The sequence below is a fragment of the Roseovarius sp. MBR-79 genome, from assembly GCF_053628555.1.
Genome location: NZ_JBRJGP010000002.1, coordinates 226,514 through 246,576, shown reverse-complemented (window position 1 = coordinate 246,576; position 20,063 = coordinate 226,514). Strand labels below are relative to the sequence as shown.

Here is a 20,063-nt window from a genome sequence, read left to right as displayed (position 1 = left end):
GTTCACCAGAACGTGAGCGCCGTGCGCAGGCGAGAAGCCGGGTGTGCAGTCATGCAGGGCCTCGGGGCGCGGGCACCCGTCGCCGCCCCTCACGCCACAAAAGCACGCCCGCCCCGGTGAGGATGACCGCGGCGCCGAGGATCGAGACCGCATCGGGCCAGACCCCGAAAAAGATCCCGTCATAAAGCGCCGCAAAGATCAGCGCGGTATAGAAGAACGGTGCGACAAAGCTCGCATCGCCCCGCGCCATGGCATTGACAAAGGCGGTCTGCGCCAGCGCCATCAGCAGCCCGAGTGCCACCAGCGCCGCCCATTGCGCGGGCGTGGGTGCGGCCCAGACCCAGATCACGGCGAGCGTGGCGAGGACAAGGCCGATCGCGTTGTTGACCAGCAGGATCTGCCACGGCCCCTCGCGCCCCGCGAGCCGCTTGATGAAGATAAGCTCGCCCCCCAGACAGACCGCCGCGCCAAGCGCCAGTAATGCGCCGGTCTCGATGACGCCCGAACCGGGGCGCATCAGGATTGCCGCGCCGACAAGTGCGGTCGCCGCCGCGCCCCACCGCACCGGCCCGACCTTCTCGCCCAGAAGCGGGATGGCCAGCATCATGCCGAAAACCGGGTTGAGAAAGCTGATCGCGGTGGCGTCCGACAGCGGAATGAAGGCGGCGGCCGCAAACATCAGCGTGACCCCGCCCCAGCCAAGGGCCGAGCGCTTGGCATGGGTGGCGAGGTCCGGCTGCGTGAGGCGGGGCCGGATCACCGCCGTCATGGTGGCGATGGCCAGAAAGGCAAAGAGAAACCGGCCGTGGCTGATCTGGAACGGGCTGAGCGCGGGGCCAAGCGCGCCGGTCCCGAGCGCCTTGGCCAGAAGCGTCGTGCCCGCCAGCAGCGCGGCGGCCAGAAGCGTGAGCAGGGCGGCGAGGCCGGGATTGGGGGCGCGCGGCGTGAACATGGCCGATCCATGCGTCAGCGCCGCCGTCCCTGCAAGCGGGAAACGTGCTCGCCATGCGACAAGATTTCGTGCGCCGTGCTCCAAAAACGACATCGCGTCGCGCCCCGCCAAGCCCGCGCGCGCGGCCCGTGCCAAGCCGGGGGCAGAGGAGAGCCCATGCAACCGCGTTCCGTCCCAGACTGGCTGCGCCATCCGCCCACCCCTTCGGTGCGCGGTTTCGGCTTTCTGGCGGGGTTCGAGGCAATGGCGCGCGGCATTCTCATCTCGGTCATGCCGCTCGAGATCTACCGCGCGCTCGGGGCCGCGACGCGGGTGTCCGAGATCTATTTCCTCGTGGGTCTCCTGTCGCTCGCCACCGGGCTGATGGTGCCCTATGTCACGCGCTTCGTGCCGCGCCGCCGGGTCTATGCGGGCGGCTGCGTGATGTTCGCCACCGGCGCGGGGATGGGTGCGCTTGGCGGTCCGGTGGCGATGGTCGCGGCGCTGGCGCTGGTGACGGCGGCGACGGTGACGATCTTTGTCTGTTTCAACGCCTATGTGCTCGATCATATCGCCAAGTCCGATCTGGGCCGGTGCGAGACCTCGCGCATGTTCTTCGGGGCGTTGGGCTGGACGGTGGGGCCGTGGCTGGGCGTGGTGCTGCTCGATGTCTGGCGGCCCTTGCCCTTTGGCATTTCGGCGCTGGCGGTCCTGGCGATGCTGGGCGTGTTCCAGTGGCAGAGGCTGGGCAACGGGCGGCTCATAACCCGCGCGCGTGGGCCGGCGCCCAATCCGCTGGCGTGGCTGCCGCGCTTTGCCGCGCAGCCGCGGCTTGTGGCGGGGTGGCTCTTTGCGGTGGTGCGCTCCTGCGGCTGGTGGGTCTATGTGGTCTATCTGCCGATTTTCGCGCTGGAGCGGGGATTGGGTGACTCGGTGGGCGGGATGCTGCTTTCGGTCTCCAACGGGATGCTCTTTGCCACGCCGCTGATGCTGGCCTGGATGCAGCGTCGCTCGATCCGGCAGGCGGTGCGCACGGGCTTTACCGTGGCGGGCGCGCTCTTTCTCGTCGCGGCTCTGATGGGCACCTGGCCATGGGCCGCGGTGGCGGCGCTGGCGCTCGCCTCGGTGTTTCTGGTGCTGCTCGACATCTCGGCGGGGCTGCCGTTTCTCCTGGCGGTCAAGCCCTCGGAGCGCACCGAGATGTCGGCGATCTATGCCAGTTTCCGCGATGTCTCGGGGATCGTGACGCCGGGGGTGGCCTGGGTCGTGCTGCTCGCCGCGCCGCTCTCGGGGGTGTTCGCGGTGGCGGGTGCGGGACTTCTGGGCTGCGCGCATCTGGCCGGGCGGCTGCATCCGCGCCTGGGCACCGTGCGCAGCCGCGAAATTCCGCTTCCCCAGGGGCAGGAAACCGGCTAAGGACGCCGCCATGATCACGACCTTCGCATATGCCGGGACCCGACGCCGACGCATCCGCGCCTGACGTTCCGTCCGTGATCCCGGTGCGTCCGCGCACCACCCTCAAACCCCAGATCGTTGACTTGCCCCCGCCCATGCGGCACTCAAGGGGCCTTATGTTCCTCAAAGGACCTTGCCATGATCCCGTCGATCCTGCCCACCTATAACCGCGCGCCCCTGACTTTCGTGAAGGGCGAGGGAAGCTGGCTCATCGAGGCCGACGGGCGACGCTTTCTCGATCTGGGCGCGGGCATCGCGGTCAATGCGCTCGGCCATGCCCATCCCGATCTGGTGGCGGCGCTGACCGGGCAGGCGGGCAAGCTCTGGCATACCTCGAACCTCTACAACATCCCCGCGCAGCAGGACCTTGCCGACCGGCTGGTGGCCGCCACCTTCGCCGATACGGTCTTCTTCACCAATTCCGGCACCGAGGCTTGTGAGTTGGCCATCAAGATGGCGCGCAAGCATTTCCATGATGCGGGCCAGCCCGAGCGCACCACGATCCTGACCTTCGAGGGGGCCTTTCACGGGCGTTCCTCGGCGGCCATCGCGGCGGCCGGATCGGAGAAGATGACCAAGGGCTTTGGCCCTCTCTTGCCCGGCTTCAAACACCTGCCCTGGGGCGATCACGATGCGCTCCACGCCGCGATAGACGACACGACCGCCGCCATCCTGATCGAGCCGGTGCAGGGCGAGGGCGGTATCCGCCCGCTGCCCGACCAGTGCCTCAAGGGGCTGCGCGCGCTCTGCGACGAGCATGGCCTGCTCTTGATTCTCGATGAGGTGCAATGCGGGATGGGGCGCACCGGGCGGCTCTTCGCCCATGAATGGGCCGGCATCACCCCCGATATCATGATGGTCGCCAAGGGCATCGGCGGCGGCTTTCCCCTCGGCGCCGTGCTTGCCACCGAGCGGGCAGCAGCGGCCATGGGCGCGGGCACGCATGGCTCCACCTATGGCGGCAACCCGCTGGCTTGCGCCGTGGGCTGCGCGGTGATGGCGCATGTCGCCACGCCGGAATTTCTGGCCGAGGTGAACCGCAAGGCCGCCCTTCTGCGCCAGCGCCTCGAAGGGCTGGTGGCGGCGCACCCTTCGGTCTTCGAGGAGGTGCGCGGCGCGGGCCTGATGCTCGGCCTCAAGTGCCGTGTGCCCAATTCGGACGTGGTGCAGGCCGGCTATGACGCGCTGCTCGCCACGGTCCCTGCCGCCGACAACGTGCTGCGCCTCCTGCCGCCGCTCAACATCACGGATGCGGAGATTTCCGAGGCGCTCACCCGCCTCGATGCCGCCGCCACTGCATTGCAAACGGCCTGAGTTTCTTCTGGCCTCAAATATCCCGGGGGTGCGGGGGCTGGCCCCCGCATGCGCCCCAAGACACAAGCGAACCGCATCATGACCCATTTCCTCGATATCCATACAACCCCCGCCGATGACCTGCGCGGCATCATCGACAGCGCCCGCGCCATGAAGGACGCGCGCCAAGGCCGCCCGCGCGGCGCGCCCGATGAGGAGCAGCCGCTTGGCGGTCACATGGTGGCGCTCATCTTCGAGAAGCCCTCGACGCGCACGCGCGTTTCCTTCGACGTGGGCGTGCGGCAGATGGGCGGGCAGACCATGGTGCTGTCGGGCACCGACATGCAGTTGGGCCACGGCGAGACCATCGCCGACACCGCCCGGGTGCTGTCGCGCTATGTCGATCTGATCATGATCCGCACCTTCGACGAATCCGTGTTGCTGGAAATGGCCGAGCATTCGGACGTGCCGGTGATCAACGGTCTGACCGACCGCACCCATCCCTGCCAGATCATGGCGGATGTGATGACCTACGAGGAACATCGCGGCCCCATCGCAGGACGCAAGGTGGTATGGTCGGGCGACGGCAACAATGTCTGCGCGTCATTCCTTCATGCGGCCGCGCAATTCGGGTTTGACCTCACCTTCACCGGCCCGGTGCAGCTCGACCCCGAAGCCGAGTTCATCGGCTTCGCGCGCAAGGCAGGCCGTAGCATCACCATCGAGCGCGATCCGATGAAGGCCGTCGAGGGGGCGGATATGATCGTCACCGACACCTGGGTGTCGATGCATGACAGCCAGTCCACCAAGGAGCGCCGCCACAACATGCTGCGGCCCTATCAGGTGGATGCGCGGCTGATGGCGGCGGCCAAGCCCGATGCGCTCTTCATGCACTGCCTGCCCGCGCATCGCGGCGAGGAGGTGACATCGGAGGTGATGGACGGCCCGCAATCGGTCATTTTCGATGAGGCCGAGAACCGCCTGCACGCGCAAAAGGCCGTGATGCGCTGGTGTCTGGGGGTCTGAGGCGGCGGCCGTGACGGGAGATCCTCCGGTCAAGCCGGAGGATGGTGCCGTCGGTGTCCCCCGTCACCCTCGGGCCTGACCCGAAGGTCCTGTCGGCGCTTGCATTCGCGCCGCGCACGGGCGTAGCCTGATCCGGCGGTGTTAGCGGTAGCAGGGGGGCGCATGGCACAGATTGGGATCTACGGGCTGGGCACCATGGGCAGCGCGCTCGCGTTGAACCTGGCAGAGCACGGCTTTGATGTGGCCGTCACCAACCGCGAGGTGGACTGGATTTCACCCTTCATCGAGGAGGCGGGCGATCTGGCGCCGCGATTACACCCCAGCGAACGGCTGGCGGAGTTTGTCGCGGCGCTGGGGGTGCCCCGTGTCATCCTCCTGATGATCCCCTCGGGCGCGCCGGTGGATGCGATGCTGGCGCAGATCACGCCGCTTCTGGACCCCGGCGATATCGTGATCGACGGGGGTAATGCCGATTTCCACGACACCCGCCGCCGCGCCGGGGCGCTGTCGGCGACCGGTCTGCATTTTGTCGGTCTCGGCGTCTCGGGCGGCGAGGCGGGGGCGCGGCACGGCCCCTCGATGATGATGGGCGGCAGCGCCGGGGCGTGGGCCGCGCTCGAACCGATCCTGACCGCCATCGCTGCGAGGCATGAGGAGGAGCCTTGCGTCGCGCATCTTGGCCCCGACGGGGCGGGGCATTTCGTCAAGACGGTGCATAATGGCATCGAATATGCCGACATGCAGATCATCGCCGAGATTTACGGCCTTCTGCGCAACGGTGCCGCGCTCTCGCCGCCAGATATCGCGGCGATTTTCGCAGACTGGAACGCGGGGCCGCTGCGATCCTACCTTGTCGAGATCACCGCCGAGGTGCTGGCCGCGCGCGACCCCGAGACCGGGCACCCGGTGGTGGATGTCATCAAGGACGCCGCCGGGCAGAAGGGCACCGGGCGCTGGACGGTGATCGAGGCGCTGCGGCTGGGCCAGTCGGCCAGCGTGATCGAGGCCGCCGTAGGGGCGCGCGGCTGGTCCTCGGAAAAGGAGACGCGGCAGCAAGCCGAGACGGTGCTGGGCGGCGCGGTCGGGGCGATCATCGCCAGCCCCGAGGTTCTGGCCGAGGCGTTTCTCGCGGCCAGGATGCTGGCCTATGCGCAGGGGTTCCGCGTCATGGCGGCGGCGTCCGATGACTATGGCTGGTCGCTTGACCCCGCACAGATCGCGCGGATCTGGCGGGCGGGCTGCATCATCCGTGCCGACATGCTCGACACCATCGCCGATGCCTTTGGCGCGGGCGCGCCGCGCGGCGAATTGATCCTTGTGCCCGGAATCGCCCGCGACCTGACCTTGTGGCTGCCCGCGTTGCGGCAGGTGGTGGCCGAAGCGGTCCATGCTGGCCACGCGGTGCCCGCGCTCTCGGGGGCACTGGCCTGGTATGACACGATGCGGCGCGGGCATGGCACGGCCGCGCTCATCCAGGCGCAGCGCGACCGGTTCGGACATCACGGGTTCGAGCGGTTGGGGCAGGCGGGGCGGCATCACGGGCCGTGGTGGGATTGAGGGCAGTCTTGCCCGGAATCGCGGCAGCGAAAAAAAAGGCCGAGCACTAAGCTCGGCCGAAGTCCAACAGGGAGGTATGAAAGTGATCGCGCGAGCGCCATCAAATCCATGACCTGCAAATAAAACCGGCATCCCGCCCGATCAAGGAAAATAATGCCGCAGGTGCAGCATGGCCGATATGATCTTGGCGCATGGCTTATTTTCGAAGTGCCGCCCTGGCGGGCAGGATGCGCAAAGCTTCGTCAGACTTTCAGGGTGCGACGGTAGATCACGATTTCGTCCTGCACGAAATCCCGGAACACGGAGACGCGCTTGGACTGGCGCAATTCCTCCGGATAGGCGAGAAAGACCGGCACCTCGCTCGAGGAGACATCCGGCAGGACGCGCACCAGTTGGTGAAAGTCGTGCGACAGGTAATCGGGCAGCACGCCGATGCCCAGATCGTGCAGCACCCCCTGAAGCACGCCGAAATAGTTGTTGACGGTCAGCAACGAGGAAATATCGTTCGTCATCAATTCACTGACAAGCGTGGCCCCGGCACCCACCTGGGCCGAGCGCGGGTTCTGGCAGATCAGCCGATGCGCCGAAAGCGCCTCTGGCGTGTCGGGCGCGCCATGGGAGTCCACATAGGACCGGCTGGCAAAGAGGCACATATGCACGCTCATCAGCCGCTTGCGGATAAGGTCCGCCTGAGACGGCTCCTTCATGCGGATGGCCACATCCGCCTCGCGCATGGGCAGGTCAAGCACGCGCTCCTCAAGCATGAGGTCGATCTTGAGATCGGGATATTTCGCATAGAGCTTGGGCAGGCGCGGCACCATCCACAGCGTGCCGAATCCGGTGGTGGTGGTCACGCGCAACTCGCCGAACACCTCTTCCTCGCTGTCGCGGATACGCGCGGTGGCGGCGTCGAGGCGCTTCATCATCGCGCGGGTGGCGTCAAACAGCAATTCGCCCTGTTCGGTGAGAATCAGACCGCGCGCATGACGGTGAAACAGCGTGGTGTTGAGCGAGTCCTCCAGCGCGCGAATCTGGCGCGAAACCGCCGATTGTGACAGGTGCAGCGCATCGCCCGCATGGGTGAGGCTGCCCGCGTCGGCCACTGCGTGAAAGATTCTGAGCTTGTCCCAGTCCATGAGCTAATACCTGAAAATCTGTGCCGCCCTTGACGCAATAGCAGGAAATCCCGCTTCGGCGATAGCAAGAGCACGATTTTTTTATGAATTTGCGCTTTGTAGGTCATAAATTATGACCTATTATAGTCCTATATTGGGACATAGGTCTCAGAACAGGGAGGCACGACATGACCACGCAGAAGGTATCGCTCACCGACCGGTTCGATCTGGAGAAGTCGCCGGTTCTTCTCAACGGCACGCAGGCGCTGGTGCGCCTCATGCTGATGCAGAAGGCGCGCGATCGGGCGGCGGGGCTGAACACCGCAGGCTATGTCACGGGCTATCGCGGCTCGCCTCTGGGGGCGGTGGATTTGCAGATGCGGCGCGCGGAAAAGGTGCTGACCGCGTCCGACATCCGGTTTCAGGAAGGGCTGAACGAGGATCTGGCCGCCACCGCGCTCTGGGGCACGCAACAGGCGGAACTGCGCGGCGAGGGCACGCATGACGGCGTTTTCGGCCTCTGGTATGGCAAGGGGCCGGGGGTGGACCGGTCGGGCGATGTGATGCGCCATGCCAACATGGCGGGCACCTCGCCCTACGGGGGCGTGCTGATGGCCATGGGCGATGACCACACCGGCGAAAGCTCGACCGTGTGCCACCAATCCGACTGGGCGCTCGTTGATGCCTATATGCCGGTGCTATCGCCCGCGGGCGTGCAGGAAATCCTTGATTTCGGGCTTTACGGCTTTGCGCTGTCGCGCTTCGCGGGCGTCTGGGCGGGGCTCAAGACGATGAAGGACACGGTCGAGGTCACAAGCGTCGTGGATGGCCGCCCGGACCGGATGCAGTTCGTTCTGCCCGAGATCGACATGCCCGAGGGCGGGCTGAATATCCGTCTGAACGATCACTGGATCGCGCAGGAGGCACGGATGATCGACCACAAGCGCTTTGCCGCCGAGGCGTTTTCCCATGCCAATGGCATGGACCGGCGGATGCATGGCAAGGCGGGCGCGAAGATCGGGTTCGTGGCGGCGGGCAAGAACTGGCTCGACCTCGTGCATGCGCTGTCGCTTCTGGGGATCGACGAGGCGGAATGTGCGCGGCTGGGGATCACCACCTACAAGGTCGGCCAGACCTTTCCGATGGACATGAAGGGGTTTCACGACTGGGCCGAGGGGTTGGAGCTCATCGTCGTGGTCGAGGAAAAGCGCAAGCTGATCGAGGTGCAGATCAAGGAGGCGATATTCGACGACCGGCGGGGCAGGCGCGTCTATGGCTGGTACAAGGGCGGCGCGGGCGGCATGCACCGCGAAGAGCTGTTTCCGACGCGCTATGCGCTCGATCCGGTGTGGATCGCGGAAAAGCTGGGCGCGATCCTGATCGAGGAGGGGCGCGGCACCGACCGGATCAAGGCCGGTATGGCCGAGATCAACGAGGCGAAGAAGGGCGACAATGCCGAGGAAATCGCCAGCCGTCTGCCCTATTTCTGCTCAGGCTGTCCGCACAACACCTCGACCAAACTGCCCGAGGGCAGCCGCGCCTATGCCGGTATCGGCTGTCATATCATGGCGCTCTGGATGGACCGCGGCACCAGCGGCTACACCCATATGGGCGGCGAGGGGGCCAACTGGATCGGCGAGGCACCGTTTTCCAATCGCAAACATGTGTTCCAGAACCTTGGCGACGGGACCTATAACCATTCGGGTATCCTCGCCATTCGCGCCGCGCTGGCGGCAAAAACGACCATCACCTACAAGATCCTCTATAACGATGCCGTCGCCATGACCGGCGGGCAGCCCAACGAGGGCGGCCTCAGCCCGCAGCGCATCGCGCAGGAATTGCGCGCCATGGGGGTGCAACACATCTTCGTGGTCTATGACGAAAAGGAAGAGGTGGCGCGCGAGGGCTTTCCCTCCGGGCTGGAGTTTTCCGAGCGCGCCGACCTGCCCCGCGTGCAGGACCGCTGCACGGAAATCGAGGGCGTGAGCGTCATCCTCTATATCCAGACCTGCGCCGCCGAGAAGCGCCGCCGCCGCAAGCGCGGCAAATTCCCGGACCCGGACCGCCGCGTGTTCATCAACACCGACGTGTGCGAGGGCTGCGGCGATTGCGGGGTGCAGTCGAATTGCGTCTCGATAGTGCCGGTGGAGACGGAACTGGGCCGCAAGCGGGCGATTGATCAGTCAAGCTGCAACAAGGATTTCTCCTGCCTCAAGGGGTTCTGTCCCTCGTTCGTGACGCTGGAGGGGGCAAAAATCCGCAAGGAGGCGAGCGCCGATCTGGTGCTGCCGGATCTGCCCCTGCCGAAGCTGCCCGAAATCCGTGGCACGCATAACGTGGTGATCACCGGCGTGGGCGGCACCGGCGTTGTCACCATCGGCGCGATCCTTGCGCAGGCCGCGCAGATCGACGGCAAGGGGGCGGGCATGATGGAAATGGCCGGGCTCGCGCAAAAGGGTGGCGCGGTGCATATCCATTGTCGCATCGCCAACAGCCCCGCCGATATCAGCGCCATCCGCGTGGCCACCGGCGAGGCCGATGCCCTCATCGGTGGCGATCTGGTGGTGAGCGCGGGCGCCAAGACGCTGGGCCTCACGCGGCAGGGGCGCACCGGGGCCGTGGTCAACAGCCACGAGATCATCACCGGCGAGTTTACCCGCAACACCGACTTCCGCCTGCCCGCCGAGCGGCTGACACTGGCGCTGGAGGCGCGGCTGCGCGAGGACGTTCAGCTTTTCGACGCATCAGAGCTGGCGCGCGTGGCGATGGGCGATTCGATCTATTCCAACATGATGGTCTTTGGCGCGGCCTGGCAGCGGGGCCTTGTGCCGCTGAGCCTTGAGGCGATTACCGAGGCCATCCGCCTCAACGGCGCGGCGGTGGAGGCCAATCTGCGCGCCTTCGAGGTGGGCCGTTGGGCGGCGCATGACCCGCAGGCGGCGGCGCGGCTGGTGACGCCTTCGGTGGTGGCGAAACCGAAAACGCTGGAGGAACGGATCGCCTATCGCGCCGATCACCTTGTGAAATATCAGGGCAAGCGGCTGGCGCGGCGCTATCGCAAGCTGGTTGATGGCGTGACCGATGAGGCCGTGAAAGAGGCGGTTGCCAAGGGCTATCACAAGCTCTTGGCCTACAAGGATGAATACGAGGTGGCGCGGCTGCATCTGGAGACGGAAGCGAAGGCGCGCGCCGAGTTCGGCGGCGATTTCAGGATGAAATTCCACCTCGCCCCGCCGATCCTGTCGAAAACCGGCCCCGATGGCCGCCCGCAAAAGCGCGAATACGGCCCCGGCATGATGCGGATGTTCCGCCTGCTGGCGCGGCTGAAGGGCTTGCGCGGCACTCCGCTCGATCCCTTCGCGCGCAACCCCGAGCGCCGGATGGAGCGCGCATTGATCAAGCAATACGAGGCCGACATGGCCGAGGTGCTGCCCAAACTCGATGCGCGCACCCGCGACGCGGTGATTGCGCTGGCGGAACTGCCCATGCAGATCAAGGGGTTCGGCCCGGTGAAACAGGCCAATGAGCAAAAGGCCGCGAAACGGCGCGAGGAGTTGCTGGCCGTGATCCGCGCGGGCGGGCCCGAGATGGCACGTGCGGCAGAATGACCGTCATGAAATTGTCATGTGATCTGGTCATGGGTGTCGCATAAATTTAACAGGGCAGCGACTCAGCCCGAGGGAAGGCCCATGCGCCAGGATCGTCACATCGCCCGCGACATCAGCTATTCCTTTTCCGCCCAGACCAAGGGCGGACGGGCCATGATCCGCACGATGGAGAACCTCACCGGGCGGATCGGCCTGATCAAGCGCGCGGCGGGCTACGAGCATGAGGTGGCGCAGGGCCGCGATTTCTGGGAGGTGATCGTCGAGCGCTATGGCCTCAGCCTTGATATCATCGGTGGGAGCCTTGATCTGGTGCCGCGCGAGGGGCCGCTGGTGCTGATTGCCAATCATCCCTACGGGATCCTCGACGGGCTGATGATGGGCCATATCCTGAGCCGGACGCGGGGCGATTTCCGCATCCTCGCGCATCAGATCTTCCGCCGCGCCCCCGATCTGGAGCGCGTCGTCCTGCCGATCAGTTTCGACGAGACCAAGGAGGCCGTGGCGCTCAACCTCGAGACGCGCAAGACGGCGCTCTCCTATCTGGGGCAGGGCGGGGCCATCGGCATCTTTCCCGGCGGCACGGTCAGCACGGCGGCCAAGCCCTTCTCGCGCCCGCTCGATCCCGGCTGGCGCGGCTTTACCGCGCGGATGATCGCCAAATCCAATGCCACGGTCCTGCCGGTCTTTTTCGACGGGCACACGAGCCGCCTCTTTCAGCTTGCGAGCCACCTGCATGTGACGTTGCGCATGGGGCTTCTGATCAAGGAATTCCGCAAGCGGGTGGATACGCCCGTGCGCGTGGTGATCGGCGCGCCGATCCCGCGCGCCGAACTGGTGCCCTATGCGGGCGATACCAAATCGCTCATGGCGTTCCTGCGGCAAAAGACCTATGAGTTGTCGCCAAATCCGGTCGCGGCCTCCGAGATCGGGTTCGAGTTCGACTGATTTCGCGGGTGGCCTCATGGCGGTTGGGATTTTCGATAGCGGGCTGGGTGGCCTGACGGTCTGGGATGCGGTGCACAAACGCCTGCCCGAGGTGCCCTTTGTCTATCTGGGTGACAATGCGCACGCGCCTTACGGGGTGCGCGACGCGGACGACATCTATGATCTGACCACGGCTGCGGTGGCGCGGCTGTTCGAGGAGGGGTGCGATCTGGTGATCCTTGCCTGCAATACCGCAAGTGCGGCCGCGCTGCGCCGGATGCAGGAAAGCTGGGTGCCCGAGGGCAAGCGCGTGCTGGGCGTGTTCGTGCCGCTCATCGAGGCGCTGACCGAGCGGCACTGGGGCGACAACTCCCCCCCGCGCGAGGTGGCGGTGAAGAACGTGGCGCTTTTCGCCACCCCCGCCACGGTGGCAAGCCGCGCCTTTCAGCGTGAGCTTGCGTTCCGCGCCATCGGTGTCGATGTCGAGGCGCAGGCCTGTGGTGGCGTTGTCGATGCCATCGAGGAGGGCGACATGATCCTCGCCGAGGCGCTGGTGCGGTCCCATGTCGATGCGCTCCGCCGCAAGATGCCGCACCCGGAGGCCGCCGTGCTGGGCTGCACCCATTATCCGCTGGTCGAGGACGTGTTCCGTGACGCGCTTGGCCCCGATGTGGCGGTCTATTCGCAACCGTCGCTGGTGGCGGCCAGCCTTGCCGATTACCTCGCGCGCCGCCCCGAAAAGGTGGGGCCGGGGCAGGAGGCGATGTTCCTGACCACGGGCGATCCCAGGCGCGTCTCGTCCCGCGCGACGCAGTTTCTCCGACGAGAGATCACATTCCGCCCCGCCTGACCCTGCCAAACCATCCTCTGCGAGGACCAGATGACCCATAAAATCGCCATTCTCGGGGCCTCGGGCTATACCGGGGCCGAGCTTGTCCGCCTGATCGCCACCCACCCGTCGATGGAGATTGCCGCGCTTGCCGCCAATTCCAAGGCGGGGCAAAGCATGGCGCAGGTGTTCCCGCATCTGCGCCATCTCGACCTGCCCGATCTGGTGACCATCGAAGAGATTGATTTCTCGGGTATTGACCTCTGTTTCTGCGCCCTGCCGCACAAGACCAGCCAGGAGGTGATCGCCGCCCTGCCGCGCGATCTGCGGATCGTGGACCTCTCGGCGGATTTCCGGCTGCGCGACCCGGGCGAGTATCAGAAATGGTATGGCAACCCCCATGCCGCGCCCGACTTGCAGCGCGAGGCGGTTTACGGCCTGACCGAGTTCTACCGCGCGGAAATCGCCGCCGCGCGGCTGGTGGCGGGGACGGGCTGCAATGCGGCGACGGGGCAATATATCCTGCGCCCGCTGATTGCGGCGGGGGTGATTGATCTTGACGAGATCATCCTCGATCTGAAATGCGGCGTGTCGGGGGCGGGGCGCAGCCTCAAGGAAAACCTGCTCCATGCCGAGCTCAGCGAGGGCTGGCACGCCTATGCCGTGGGCGGCACGCATCGCCACCTGGGGGAATTCGATCAGGAATTCTCGCGCGTCGCCGGTCGCCCGGTGGAGATTCAGTTCACCCCGCACCTCATTCCGGCCAATCGCGGCATCCTTGCCACCGCCTATGTGCGCGGCGCGGCGGACCGGATTCATGACACGCTCGCCGCCGCCTATGCCGACGAGCCGTTCCTGATCACCTTGCCCATGGGGGAGACCCCGAGCACGCGCCATATTCGCGGCAGCAATTTCTGCCATATCGGCGTGGTGGCCGACCGGCGCGCGGGGCGCACCATCGTCATCGCCGCGCTCGATAACCTGACAAAAGGTAGCAGCGGGCAGGCGTTGCAAAACGCCAATCTGATGTTATCTGAGCCAGAGGAGGCGGGCCTGATGCTCGCCCCCGTCTTTCCCTGATCGCCGCGAGGTCGCCCCATGAAAACCCTCAAGAAAAAGCGCCGCGTTCAGATCATCGCCATCGCGGCCATCGCCCTGATCGCGGCGACCGCGCTCATTGGCTACGGGATGCGCGACGGGATCAATTTCTTTCGCTCGCCAAGCCAGGTTGTGGCCGAGCCGCCCGCGCCGTCCGAGGTGTTCCGGATCGGCGGGCTGGTCGAGACGGGCAGCATCGTGCGCGGGCAGGGCGAAGAGGTGCGTTTTGTCGTGACCGATGGCGGGGCGTCGGTGCCGGTCGTCTATCGCGGCATCCTGCCCGATCTCTTCTCCGAAAACGAGGGCATGGTCGGCACCGGCAGCTATCGTGACGGGGTCTTCGTCGCCACCGAGATCCTGGCCAAGCATGATGAGACCTACATGCCGCGCGAGGTGATCGACGCGCTCAAGGAACAAGGCGTCTATCAGGACCCCAAGGATAGCTGAGCGGTTTCTTCTGGCCTGAAATATCCCGGGGGAATCGCCGCGTGCGGCGATGGGGGCAGCGCCCCCGCCATGCACCGCGCGCCGCGCACATCCCCCGTTAACCGCCGCATCGCCACTCTTGCCACGACACAAGGCAAGAGGTGGCAGTCATGCGCAGCATCCGGCAACTGGCCGAGGATATCGTCGCCCGCGAGGGCGGTTTCGTCGTCGACCCCGACGATCCGGGCGGGGCCACGAATTTCGGCGTGACGATCCACACGATGCGCCGTCTCGGGCTTGACCTTGACGGCAACGGGATCACCGACGCCGCGGATGTGCGCGCGCTGACCCGCGTGCGCGCCGTCGACATCTTCATCGAGCAATATTACCACCGCACCGGGATTGCCCGCCTGCCCGAGGCGCTGCGCCCGAGTGTCTTTGACATGCAGGTGAATGCGGGCGCGAACGCGGTGCGCATCCTGCAACGGCTTCTGCGCGAGATGGGCCATGCGGTCGATGTGGACGGGGTGATCGGGCCGCAGACCGTGGCGGCGGCAGAGGCCGCCGCAAACGCCGCGCCCGATCATATCGCCGATGCCTACGGGATCGCGCGGCGCAATTATTACTTCCGTCTGGCCGATACCCGCCCCTCCAGCCGCAAGTTTGCGCGCACGCGCGCGGGGGGGAAGGGCGGCTGGATCCGGCGCGCGGAAGAATTCATCTCGCCGCGCTTTCATCTGAGTGGGGCGGAATTCAGCGAGAGGGTGGCGGCATGGTAAGCGATATTCTGCGGATTCTTTTCGGCGGCGGCGGCAATATCGTGCGCGAGACGGCCGAGGTCTTCCGCGTCAATGCCGAAGCCGCGGACGCGCGCGGTGCCGAGATGCAGCGCGCCGCACTCGACCAGATGGCGGCAGAGTTTCGCGCCACCGAGCGCGGGCTGTTCGACCGGATCATCGACGGGCTGAACCGCCTGCCGCGCCCGGCGATGGCGCTTGGCACGCTGGGGCTCATGGTGGCGGCGATGGTCGATCCCTTGTGGTTCGGCGAGCGCATGGCGGGCCTCGCGCTTGTGCCCGAGCCGCTGTGGTGGCTTCTGGGGGCGATCGTCAGCTTCTATTTCGGCGCGCGCCATCAGGCCAAGGGGCAGGAGTTCCAGCGCTCGCTGGCCACCACGCTGGCGCGCGCGCCGCAGGTGGTCGAGAGCGTGGCGGCGATGCGCGCGCTGCGCGCGGACAGCCCCGGCGCGGCTGATCCGGGCGCGGATGCCGGGGCTGTGCTCGCCGCGAGCGCGCCCGCGGCGAACCCGGCGCTGGCCGAATGGCGTTTGCGGGCCGCGACAATGTGATCCGCACGGCGCACCGATTACGATTGGACCGCCCGCGAGCCTGCGCTATCATCACCGCATGATTACAGAGCTCGGTCACTTCGCCCTCATCCTGGCCTGCCTCGTGGCGGTGCTTCAATCCATCATTCCGCTCATCGGCGCGCACAAGCGATGGCAGGGCTGGATGGCCGTGGCCGAGCCTGCGGCGGTGGCACAGTTCCTGCTGACGGCGGCCTCGTTCGCGGCGCTGACCTATGCCTTCGTCATCTCGGATTTCTCGGTGCGGCTGGTGACGCTCAACAGCCATACCGACAAGCCGATGCTCTACAAGATCACCGGCGTCTGGGGCAATCACGAGGGCTCGATGCTGCTCTGGGTGCTGATCGTGGCGCTCTTTGGCGCGGCGGTGGCGTGGTTCGGGTCGAACCTGCCGCCGACGCTCAAGGCGCGGGTGCTGGCGGTTCAGGGCATGATCGGCGTGGCGTTCTTTCTCTTCATCCTGCTCACCTCCAACCCGTTCCTGCGCATGGCGGTGCCGCCCTTCAACGGGCAGGACCTCAACCCGCTCTTGCAGGATCCCGGCCTCGCCTTTCATCCGCCGTTTCTCTATCTCGGGTATGTCGGTCTTTCGATGACCTTCTCCTTTGCCGTGGCCGCCCTCATCGAGGGCCGCGTCGATGCGGCCTGGGGCCGCTGGGTGCGGCCCTGGACGCTGGCGGCATGGATTTTCCTGACCATCGGCATCGGACTTGGCTCCTGGTGGGCCTATTACGAGCTGGGCTGGGGCGGGTTCTGGTTCTGGGACCCGGTGGAAAACGCCTCGTTCATGCCCTGGCTCATCGCGGCGGCGTTGCTGCACTCGGCCATTGTGGTGGAAAAACGCGAGGCGTTGAAAAGCTGGACCATACTCATGGCGATCATCGCCTTTGGTTTCTCGATGGTCGGCGCGTTCATCACCCGCTCGGGCGTGCTGACAAGCGTTCACGCCTTCGCCACCGACCCCGAGCGCGGCGTGTTTCTGCTGGCTATTCTCGCGGTCTTCATGATGGGGGCGCTGACACTCTTTGCCGTCCGCGCGGGCGCGATGCAGGCCAAGGGTGTGTTCTCCATGGTCAGCCGGGAATCGGTGCTGGTGCTCAACAACATCCTTCTGGCGGTTTCGGCCTTTGTGGTCTTCGTCGGCACGATCTGGCCGCTGGTGGCGGAGATGGCCTTTGACCGCAAGCTGTCGGTCGGCGCACCGTTCTTCGACGCGGCCTTCTCGCCCTTCATGCTGGCGCTTGGCCTCGTCCTGCCGGTCGGCGCGATGCTGCCCTGGAAGCGCGCCAAGCTGGGGCGGATCGTGCGACCGCTGGTGCCTGCCTTCGTGCTGGCGCTGGCCATCGGCGCACTGGCCTGGGCGATGCAGTCGGGGCGTTCGACGCTGGGGCCGATCGGGCTGTTCCTTGCCGCTTGGCTGGTGATGGGGTCTGCGGTTGATCTGTGGTCGCGTACCGGACGGGGGCAGGGGCGGCTGGCACGCCTCACCCGGCTGCCGCGCGCGGATTGGGGCAAGTCGGTCGCCCATGCCGGCTTTGGCGTGACCATCGCGGGCGTCGCCGCGATGATGGCCTGGCAGACCGAGGATATCCGCGTGATGCGGGAGGGCGATACCGTCGATATCGCGGGCTACACGCTGCGGCTTGATACGGTGGAAGAGTTGGAAGGCCCGAATTTCCTCTCGACCACGGCGAATTTCACGCTGTTGCGCGAGGGAAATGTCGTGGGCACCATGCACCCGGAAAAACGGATTTATCCGGTGGCGCAGATGCCCACAACCGAGGCCGCGCTGAACAATGGTTTCCTGCGCGACATCTATATCGCCGTGGGCGATCCGCAGGAGGGCGGTGGCTGGGCGGTGCGCAGCTATTACAAGCCGCTGGCCAACTGGATCTGGGGCGGCTCGATCCTGATGGCGCTTGGCGGGTTCCTGTCGCTCAGTGACCGCCGGTTCCGGGTGGCGGCGGGCGCGCGCAAGGTGCCGCAAGGGGTGCCTGCGGAATGAGACGGCTCATTCTTGCGCTTTGCGTGATCGCCGCCCCCGCATTTGCGGTTCAGCCTGACGAGATCCTCGACGATCCCGTACTCGAGGCGCGCGCGCGCGATATCTCCTCGGGCCTGCGCTGCCTCGTGTGCCGGAACGAGAGCATCGACGATTCGAACGCGGAACTGGCGCGCGATCTGCGGCTTCTGGTGCGCGAGCGGCTGGTGGCGGGGGACACGAACGAGGAGACCGTGGCCTATATCGTGGACCGCTACGGCGAATACGTGCTGCTGAGCCCCACGGCCACCGGCACAAACCTGCTTTTGTGGCTTGCAGGGCCGATCATGTTCGGGGCGGGGCTGATCATGGCCGGGGTATACCTGCGGCGGCGCGCCACGGCCCCGGAGCCTGCCGTTGCGCGGCTCAGCGCGGAGGAAGAGGCGCGGCTGCGCGACATTCTGCGCGACTGACGCGCCGTTTCGCTTGGCCTTGGCCCTGGGCTGCGCTCTAAAGGGCGCAGGATCAGCGAAAGGCCCGCCCTTATGAAAGATTATCAGACCATCACGCTCGACATCGCCGAGGGCGTTGCCGTGCTCACGCTCAACCGGCCCGAGAAAATGAATGCCCTCAATGCGCAGATGCGCGCCGAGATCACCGATGCGATGACCCATGCGGGGCGCAGCGCGCGCGCCGTGGTGCTGACGGGCAATGGGCGGGCGTTCTGTTCGGGGCAGGACCTGACCGATGGCGGCAACGTGGCAACCCTCGATCTGGAGCGGGTGCTGCGCGAGGAATACGTGCCGATGCTGCGCGCCATCACCGATTGCCCGGTGCCGGTCATTTCGGCGGTGAACGGGCCTGCGGCGGGGGCAGGGGCCAATCTGGCGCTGGTGGCCGATGTGGTGATCGCCACCGAGAGCGCCTATTTCCTTCAGGCATTCGCGCGGATCGGCCTTGTGCCCGATGCGGGGGGCACATGGTTCCTGCCGCGCCAGATGGGACAGGCCAAGGCCATGGGGGCCGCGCTTTTCGCCGAGCCGATCAGCGCCCGGCAGGCAAGCGACTGGGGCATGATCTGGGAATGTGTCAGCGACGATGGCTTTGCCGCGCAGTGGCGCGCCCGCGCGGAGCATCTCGCCAAGGGACCGACGCAGACCTATGCCCGTGTGCGTCAGGCGATCCGCGAAAGCTGGTCCAACACGCTTGACGCGCAGCTCGATCTCGAGGCGCGTTTGCAGGGGGCCTGCGGGCAGAGCCGTGATTTCCAGGAAGGCGTCATGGCCTTTCTGGAAAAGCGCCCCCCGCAATTCGAGGGGCGTTGAGGGGCACGGACCCTATTGCCGGGTCGACGCACGCCTGAGCAGGTCGGCGGCGTTGGGGTGGTCGAGCAGCGCGCGGCTGATCTCGAATTGCAGATGCGCGCGCGCGTCATGATCGGCGCAAGGGGCGGTGCCCGTCCCGGCCTCGTCGGGCAGGGCGGAGCGGGTGCGCGGGTCGAGCAGAAGGGTTTCGGCGGCGATCCCCTCGGCATAGATGATCTGGTGGCGGTCAAACAGAAGCTGGACATAATCCACATGCCCGCCGTTCTCAAAGCGCACGGTGTCGCCGTTGACCAGATGGCGCGCGCGCACCAGCACCTCGTTCCGTCCGGCTCCCAGGGTATCATCGCGCTGATAGATGAACAGCCGGTGATCGGGGCTGACCAGCAGGTCATGCGCGTTGTTGAGGGTGCCGGCGGTGATCCTCACCGGGGCAAACTCGCCGATGGCGCGCATCGTGCTTTGCCCGATCCAGCGCAACGGCTGCGGCCCGTCACCGCGCGTGAGCACCATGTCCCCGGGTCGGAGTGCCTCGACCGGGACCTGCGCACCGGTGGCCATGGTGATCCGGGTGCCGCGCGTGAACGAGACGCAAGCCGCCTGCGCGAAGCGTTGCCGCGCGCTCGCCCGGTCGATCCCGACAAGCGCATAGCCCGTGCGCGGCGCGACATGTGCAAGCGGCATGGCGTAGACGCCGGCAACACAACCCTCGGGGTCGGTCTCGACGAAAATCAGCACCTCCACCACATTGCCGGAGGCGGGCATGAGGGTCAGGCACGAATCAAGATGAACCGCCGCGCCGGGTGTGCCAAGCTCGGAGCCTGCGTCGATGGTGAAGGGCCCGGACCCGTCCATCACCAGCGCGAGCCTGCGCGCGCGCGCGCGCGGCCCAAGTTCGTAGATGTCGTCAAGGTCAAGCTCATCGGCAAAGGACAGCGTGTCACCGAGATTGGCACCGTTGACCACGCGCAGATCGCAGGCCTCGAAGACCGGGACGGATTGGGCGGGCAGGTGGGTTGAAACGGGCATGGCGGCAGACTCTGATGACATCGTCGTGATGCCGGAAAGCTAGGATAGGATTGTGGCACCTTCGGGTCAATTCCGGCAAGAAATCCCGGCGGCGGCGGCACTG

At 66.3% G+C, this 20,063-nt stretch carries 17 protein-coding genes; 14 read left to right on the top strand and 3 right to left on the bottom strand.

Going from position 1 to position 20,063, the window contains the following annotated elements:
* Window positions 1-49: 49 nt before the first annotated feature.
* A complete protein-coding gene (locus ACSSV8_RS03000; protein WP_354537158.1) occupies window positions 50-952 on the bottom strand; it encodes a DMT family transporter in 903 nt (300 codons plus the stop codon).
* A 156-nt stretch (window positions 953-1,108) separates the two neighbouring features.
* Here ACSSV8_RS03000 and ACSSV8_RS02995 point away from each other — a divergent pair, with 156 nt between their 5' ends.
* The 4 genes from ACSSV8_RS02995 (at window position 1,109) to gndA (ending at window position 6,262) form a co-directional block, all read left to right on the top strand.
* Window positions 1,109-2,347 (top strand): MFS transporter, encoded by a 1,239-nt coding sequence (locus ACSSV8_RS02995; RefSeq protein WP_454281461.1) that lies wholly within the window; start codon window positions 1,109-1,111, stop codon window positions 2,345-2,347.
* Between the two features lie 177 nt (window positions 2,348-2,524).
* Window positions 2,525-3,700 (top strand): acetylornithine transaminase, encoded by a 1,176-nt coding sequence (locus tag ACSSV8_RS02990; RefSeq protein ID WP_454281460.1) that lies wholly within the window; start codon window positions 2,525-2,527, stop codon window positions 3,698-3,700.
* A gap of 78 nt (window positions 3,701-3,778) precedes the next feature.
* On the top strand, window positions 3,779-4,705 hold the full coding sequence (argF, locus tag ACSSV8_RS02985; protein ID WP_454281513.1) for an ornithine carbamoyltransferase: 927 nt from the start codon (window positions 3,779-3,781) through the stop codon (window positions 4,703-4,705).
* Between the two features lie 162 nt (window positions 4,706-4,867).
* Window positions 4,868-6,262: an NADP-dependent phosphogluconate dehydrogenase gene (gene gndA, locus ACSSV8_RS02980; RefSeq protein WP_454281459.1), complete on the top strand. Its 1,395-nt coding sequence runs from the start codon at window positions 4,868-4,870 to the stop codon at window positions 6,260-6,262.
* Window positions 6,263-6,504: 242 nt separating this feature from the next.
* Here gndA and ACSSV8_RS02975 read toward each other — a convergent pair whose 3' ends face one another.
* Window positions 6,505-7,398: a LysR family transcriptional regulator gene (locus ACSSV8_RS02975; protein WP_454281458.1), complete on the bottom strand. Its 894-nt coding sequence runs from the start codon at window positions 7,396-7,398 to the stop codon at window positions 6,505-6,507.
* A 167-nt stretch (window positions 7,399-7,565) separates the two neighbouring features.
* Here ACSSV8_RS02975 and ACSSV8_RS02970 point away from each other — a divergent pair, with 167 nt between their 5' ends.
* The 10 genes from ACSSV8_RS02970 (at window position 7,566) to ACSSV8_RS02925 (ending at window position 18,934) form a co-directional block, all read left to right on the top strand.
* A complete protein-coding gene (locus ACSSV8_RS02970) occupies window positions 7,566-10,985 on the top strand; it encodes an indolepyruvate ferredoxin oxidoreductase family protein (RefSeq protein ID WP_454281457.1) in 3,420 nt (1,139 codons plus the stop codon).
* Between the two features lie 81 nt (window positions 10,986-11,066).
* Window positions 11,067-11,930, top strand: coding sequence for a lysophospholipid acyltransferase family protein (locus tag ACSSV8_RS02965; protein WP_354537151.1), 864 nt, complete (start codon window positions 11,067-11,069; stop codon window positions 11,928-11,930).
* 16 nt (window positions 11,931-11,946) lie between these two features.
* Window positions 11,947-12,759 carry a glutamate racemase gene (locus ACSSV8_RS02960; protein ID WP_454281456.1) on the top strand — a complete coding sequence of 271 codons (813 nt, stop codon included), beginning with the start codon at window positions 11,947-11,949 and terminating at the stop codon, window positions 12,757-12,759.
* Window positions 12,760-12,789: 30 nt separating this feature from the next.
* Window positions 12,790-13,818, top strand: coding sequence for an N-acetyl-gamma-glutamyl-phosphate reductase (argC, locus tag ACSSV8_RS02955; protein ID WP_454281455.1), 1,029 nt, complete (start codon window positions 12,790-12,792; stop codon window positions 13,816-13,818).
* 18 nt (window positions 13,819-13,836) lie between these two features.
* Entirely contained in the window at window positions 13,837-14,283 is a 447-nt protein-coding gene (ccmE, locus tag ACSSV8_RS02950) for a cytochrome c maturation protein CcmE (protein ID WP_354537148.1), read from the top strand.
* A gap of 149 nt (window positions 14,284-14,432) precedes the next feature.
* Window positions 14,433-15,041, top strand: a complete 609-nt coding sequence (locus ACSSV8_RS02945; RefSeq protein ID WP_454281454.1) for a holin-associated N-acetylmuramidase — start codon at window positions 14,433-14,435, stop codon at window positions 15,039-15,041.
* Window positions 15,035-15,610: a holin family protein gene (locus ACSSV8_RS02940; protein ID WP_354537146.1), complete on the top strand. Its 576-nt coding sequence runs from the start codon at window positions 15,035-15,037 to the stop codon at window positions 15,608-15,610. Before ACSSV8_RS02945 ends, ACSSV8_RS02940 begins: the two co-directional genes overlap by 7 nt.
* A gap of 58 nt (window positions 15,611-15,668) precedes the next feature.
* The gene (locus ACSSV8_RS02935) at window positions 15,669-17,633 is read left to right on the top strand and encodes a heme lyase CcmF/NrfE family subunit (protein WP_454281453.1); all 1,965 of its coding nucleotides are present in this window, start codon (window positions 15,669-15,671) and stop codon (window positions 17,631-17,633) included.
* Window positions 17,630-18,082: a cytochrome c-type biogenesis protein gene (locus tag ACSSV8_RS02930; RefSeq protein WP_354537144.1), complete on the top strand. Its 453-nt coding sequence runs from the start codon at window positions 17,630-17,632 to the stop codon at window positions 18,080-18,082. Before ACSSV8_RS02935 ends, ACSSV8_RS02930 begins: the two co-directional genes overlap by 4 nt.
* Before the next feature lie 72 nt (window positions 18,083-18,154).
* Window positions 18,155-18,934, top strand: coding sequence for an enoyl-CoA hydratase-related protein (locus tag ACSSV8_RS02925; RefSeq protein WP_454281452.1), 780 nt, complete (start codon window positions 18,155-18,157; stop codon window positions 18,932-18,934).
* Window positions 18,935-18,946: 12 nt separating this feature from the next.
* Here ACSSV8_RS02925 and ACSSV8_RS02920 read toward each other — a convergent pair whose 3' ends face one another.
* Window positions 18,947-19,960, bottom strand: a complete 1,014-nt coding sequence (locus ACSSV8_RS02920; RefSeq protein ID WP_354537142.1) for a Hint domain-containing protein — start codon at window positions 19,958-19,960, stop codon at window positions 18,947-18,949.
* Window positions 19,961-20,063 lie beyond the last annotated feature (103 nt).

What these genes read in the sequence shown, in the direction of transcription:
- ACSSV8_RS02920 (WP_354537142.1), bottom strand. Translation starts at nt 19,960, where the DNA reads ATGCCCGTTTCAACCCACCTGCCCGCCCAATCCGTCCCGGTCTTCGAG.
- argF (WP_454281513.1), top strand. Translation starts at nt 3,779, where the DNA reads ATGACCCATTTCCTCGATATCCATACAACCCCCGCCGATGACCTGCGC.
- ccmE (WP_354537148.1), top strand. Translation starts at nt 13,837, where the DNA reads ATGAAAACCCTCAAGAAAAAGCGCCGCGTTCAGATCATCGCCATCGCG.
- ACSSV8_RS02940 (WP_354537146.1), top strand. Translation starts at nt 15,035, where the DNA reads ATGGTAAGCGATATTCTGCGGATTCTTTTCGGCGGCGGCGGCAATATC.
- ACSSV8_RS02975 (WP_454281458.1), bottom strand. Translation starts at nt 7,398, where the DNA reads ATGGACTGGGACAAGCTCAGAATCTTTCACGCAGTGGCCGACGCGGGC.
- ACSSV8_RS02935 (WP_454281453.1), top strand. Translation starts at nt 15,669, where the DNA reads ATGATTACAGAGCTCGGTCACTTCGCCCTCATCCTGGCCTGCCTCGTG.
- ACSSV8_RS02990 (WP_454281460.1), top strand. Translation starts at nt 2,525, where the DNA reads ATGATCCCGTCGATCCTGCCCACCTATAACCGCGCGCCCCTGACTTTC.
- gndA (WP_454281459.1), top strand. Translation starts at nt 4,868, where the DNA reads ATGGCACAGATTGGGATCTACGGGCTGGGCACCATGGGCAGCGCGCTC.
- ACSSV8_RS02925 (WP_454281452.1), top strand. Translation starts at nt 18,155, where the DNA reads ATGAAAGATTATCAGACCATCACGCTCGACATCGCCGAGGGCGTTGCC.
- ACSSV8_RS03000 (WP_354537158.1), bottom strand. Translation starts at nt 952, where the DNA reads ATGTTCACGCCGCGCGCCCCCAATCCCGGCCTCGCCGCCCTGCTCACG.
- ACSSV8_RS02960 (WP_454281456.1), top strand. Translation starts at nt 11,947, where the DNA reads ATGGCGGTTGGGATTTTCGATAGCGGGCTGGGTGGCCTGACGGTCTGG.
- ACSSV8_RS02995 (WP_454281461.1), top strand. Translation starts at nt 1,109, where the DNA reads ATGCAACCGCGTTCCGTCCCAGACTGGCTGCGCCATCCGCCCACCCCT.
- ACSSV8_RS02965 (WP_354537151.1), top strand. Translation starts at nt 11,067, where the DNA reads ATGCGCCAGGATCGTCACATCGCCCGCGACATCAGCTATTCCTTTTCC.
- ACSSV8_RS02970 (WP_454281457.1), top strand. Translation starts at nt 7,566, where the DNA reads ATGACCACGCAGAAGGTATCGCTCACCGACCGGTTCGATCTGGAGAAG.
- ACSSV8_RS02945 (WP_454281454.1), top strand. Translation starts at nt 14,433, where the DNA reads ATGCGCAGCATCCGGCAACTGGCCGAGGATATCGTCGCCCGCGAGGGC.
- argC (WP_454281455.1), top strand. Translation starts at nt 12,790, where the DNA reads ATGACCCATAAAATCGCCATTCTCGGGGCCTCGGGCTATACCGGGGCC.
- ACSSV8_RS02930 (WP_354537144.1), top strand. Translation starts at nt 17,630, where the DNA reads ATGAGACGGCTCATTCTTGCGCTTTGCGTGATCGCCGCCCCCGCATTT.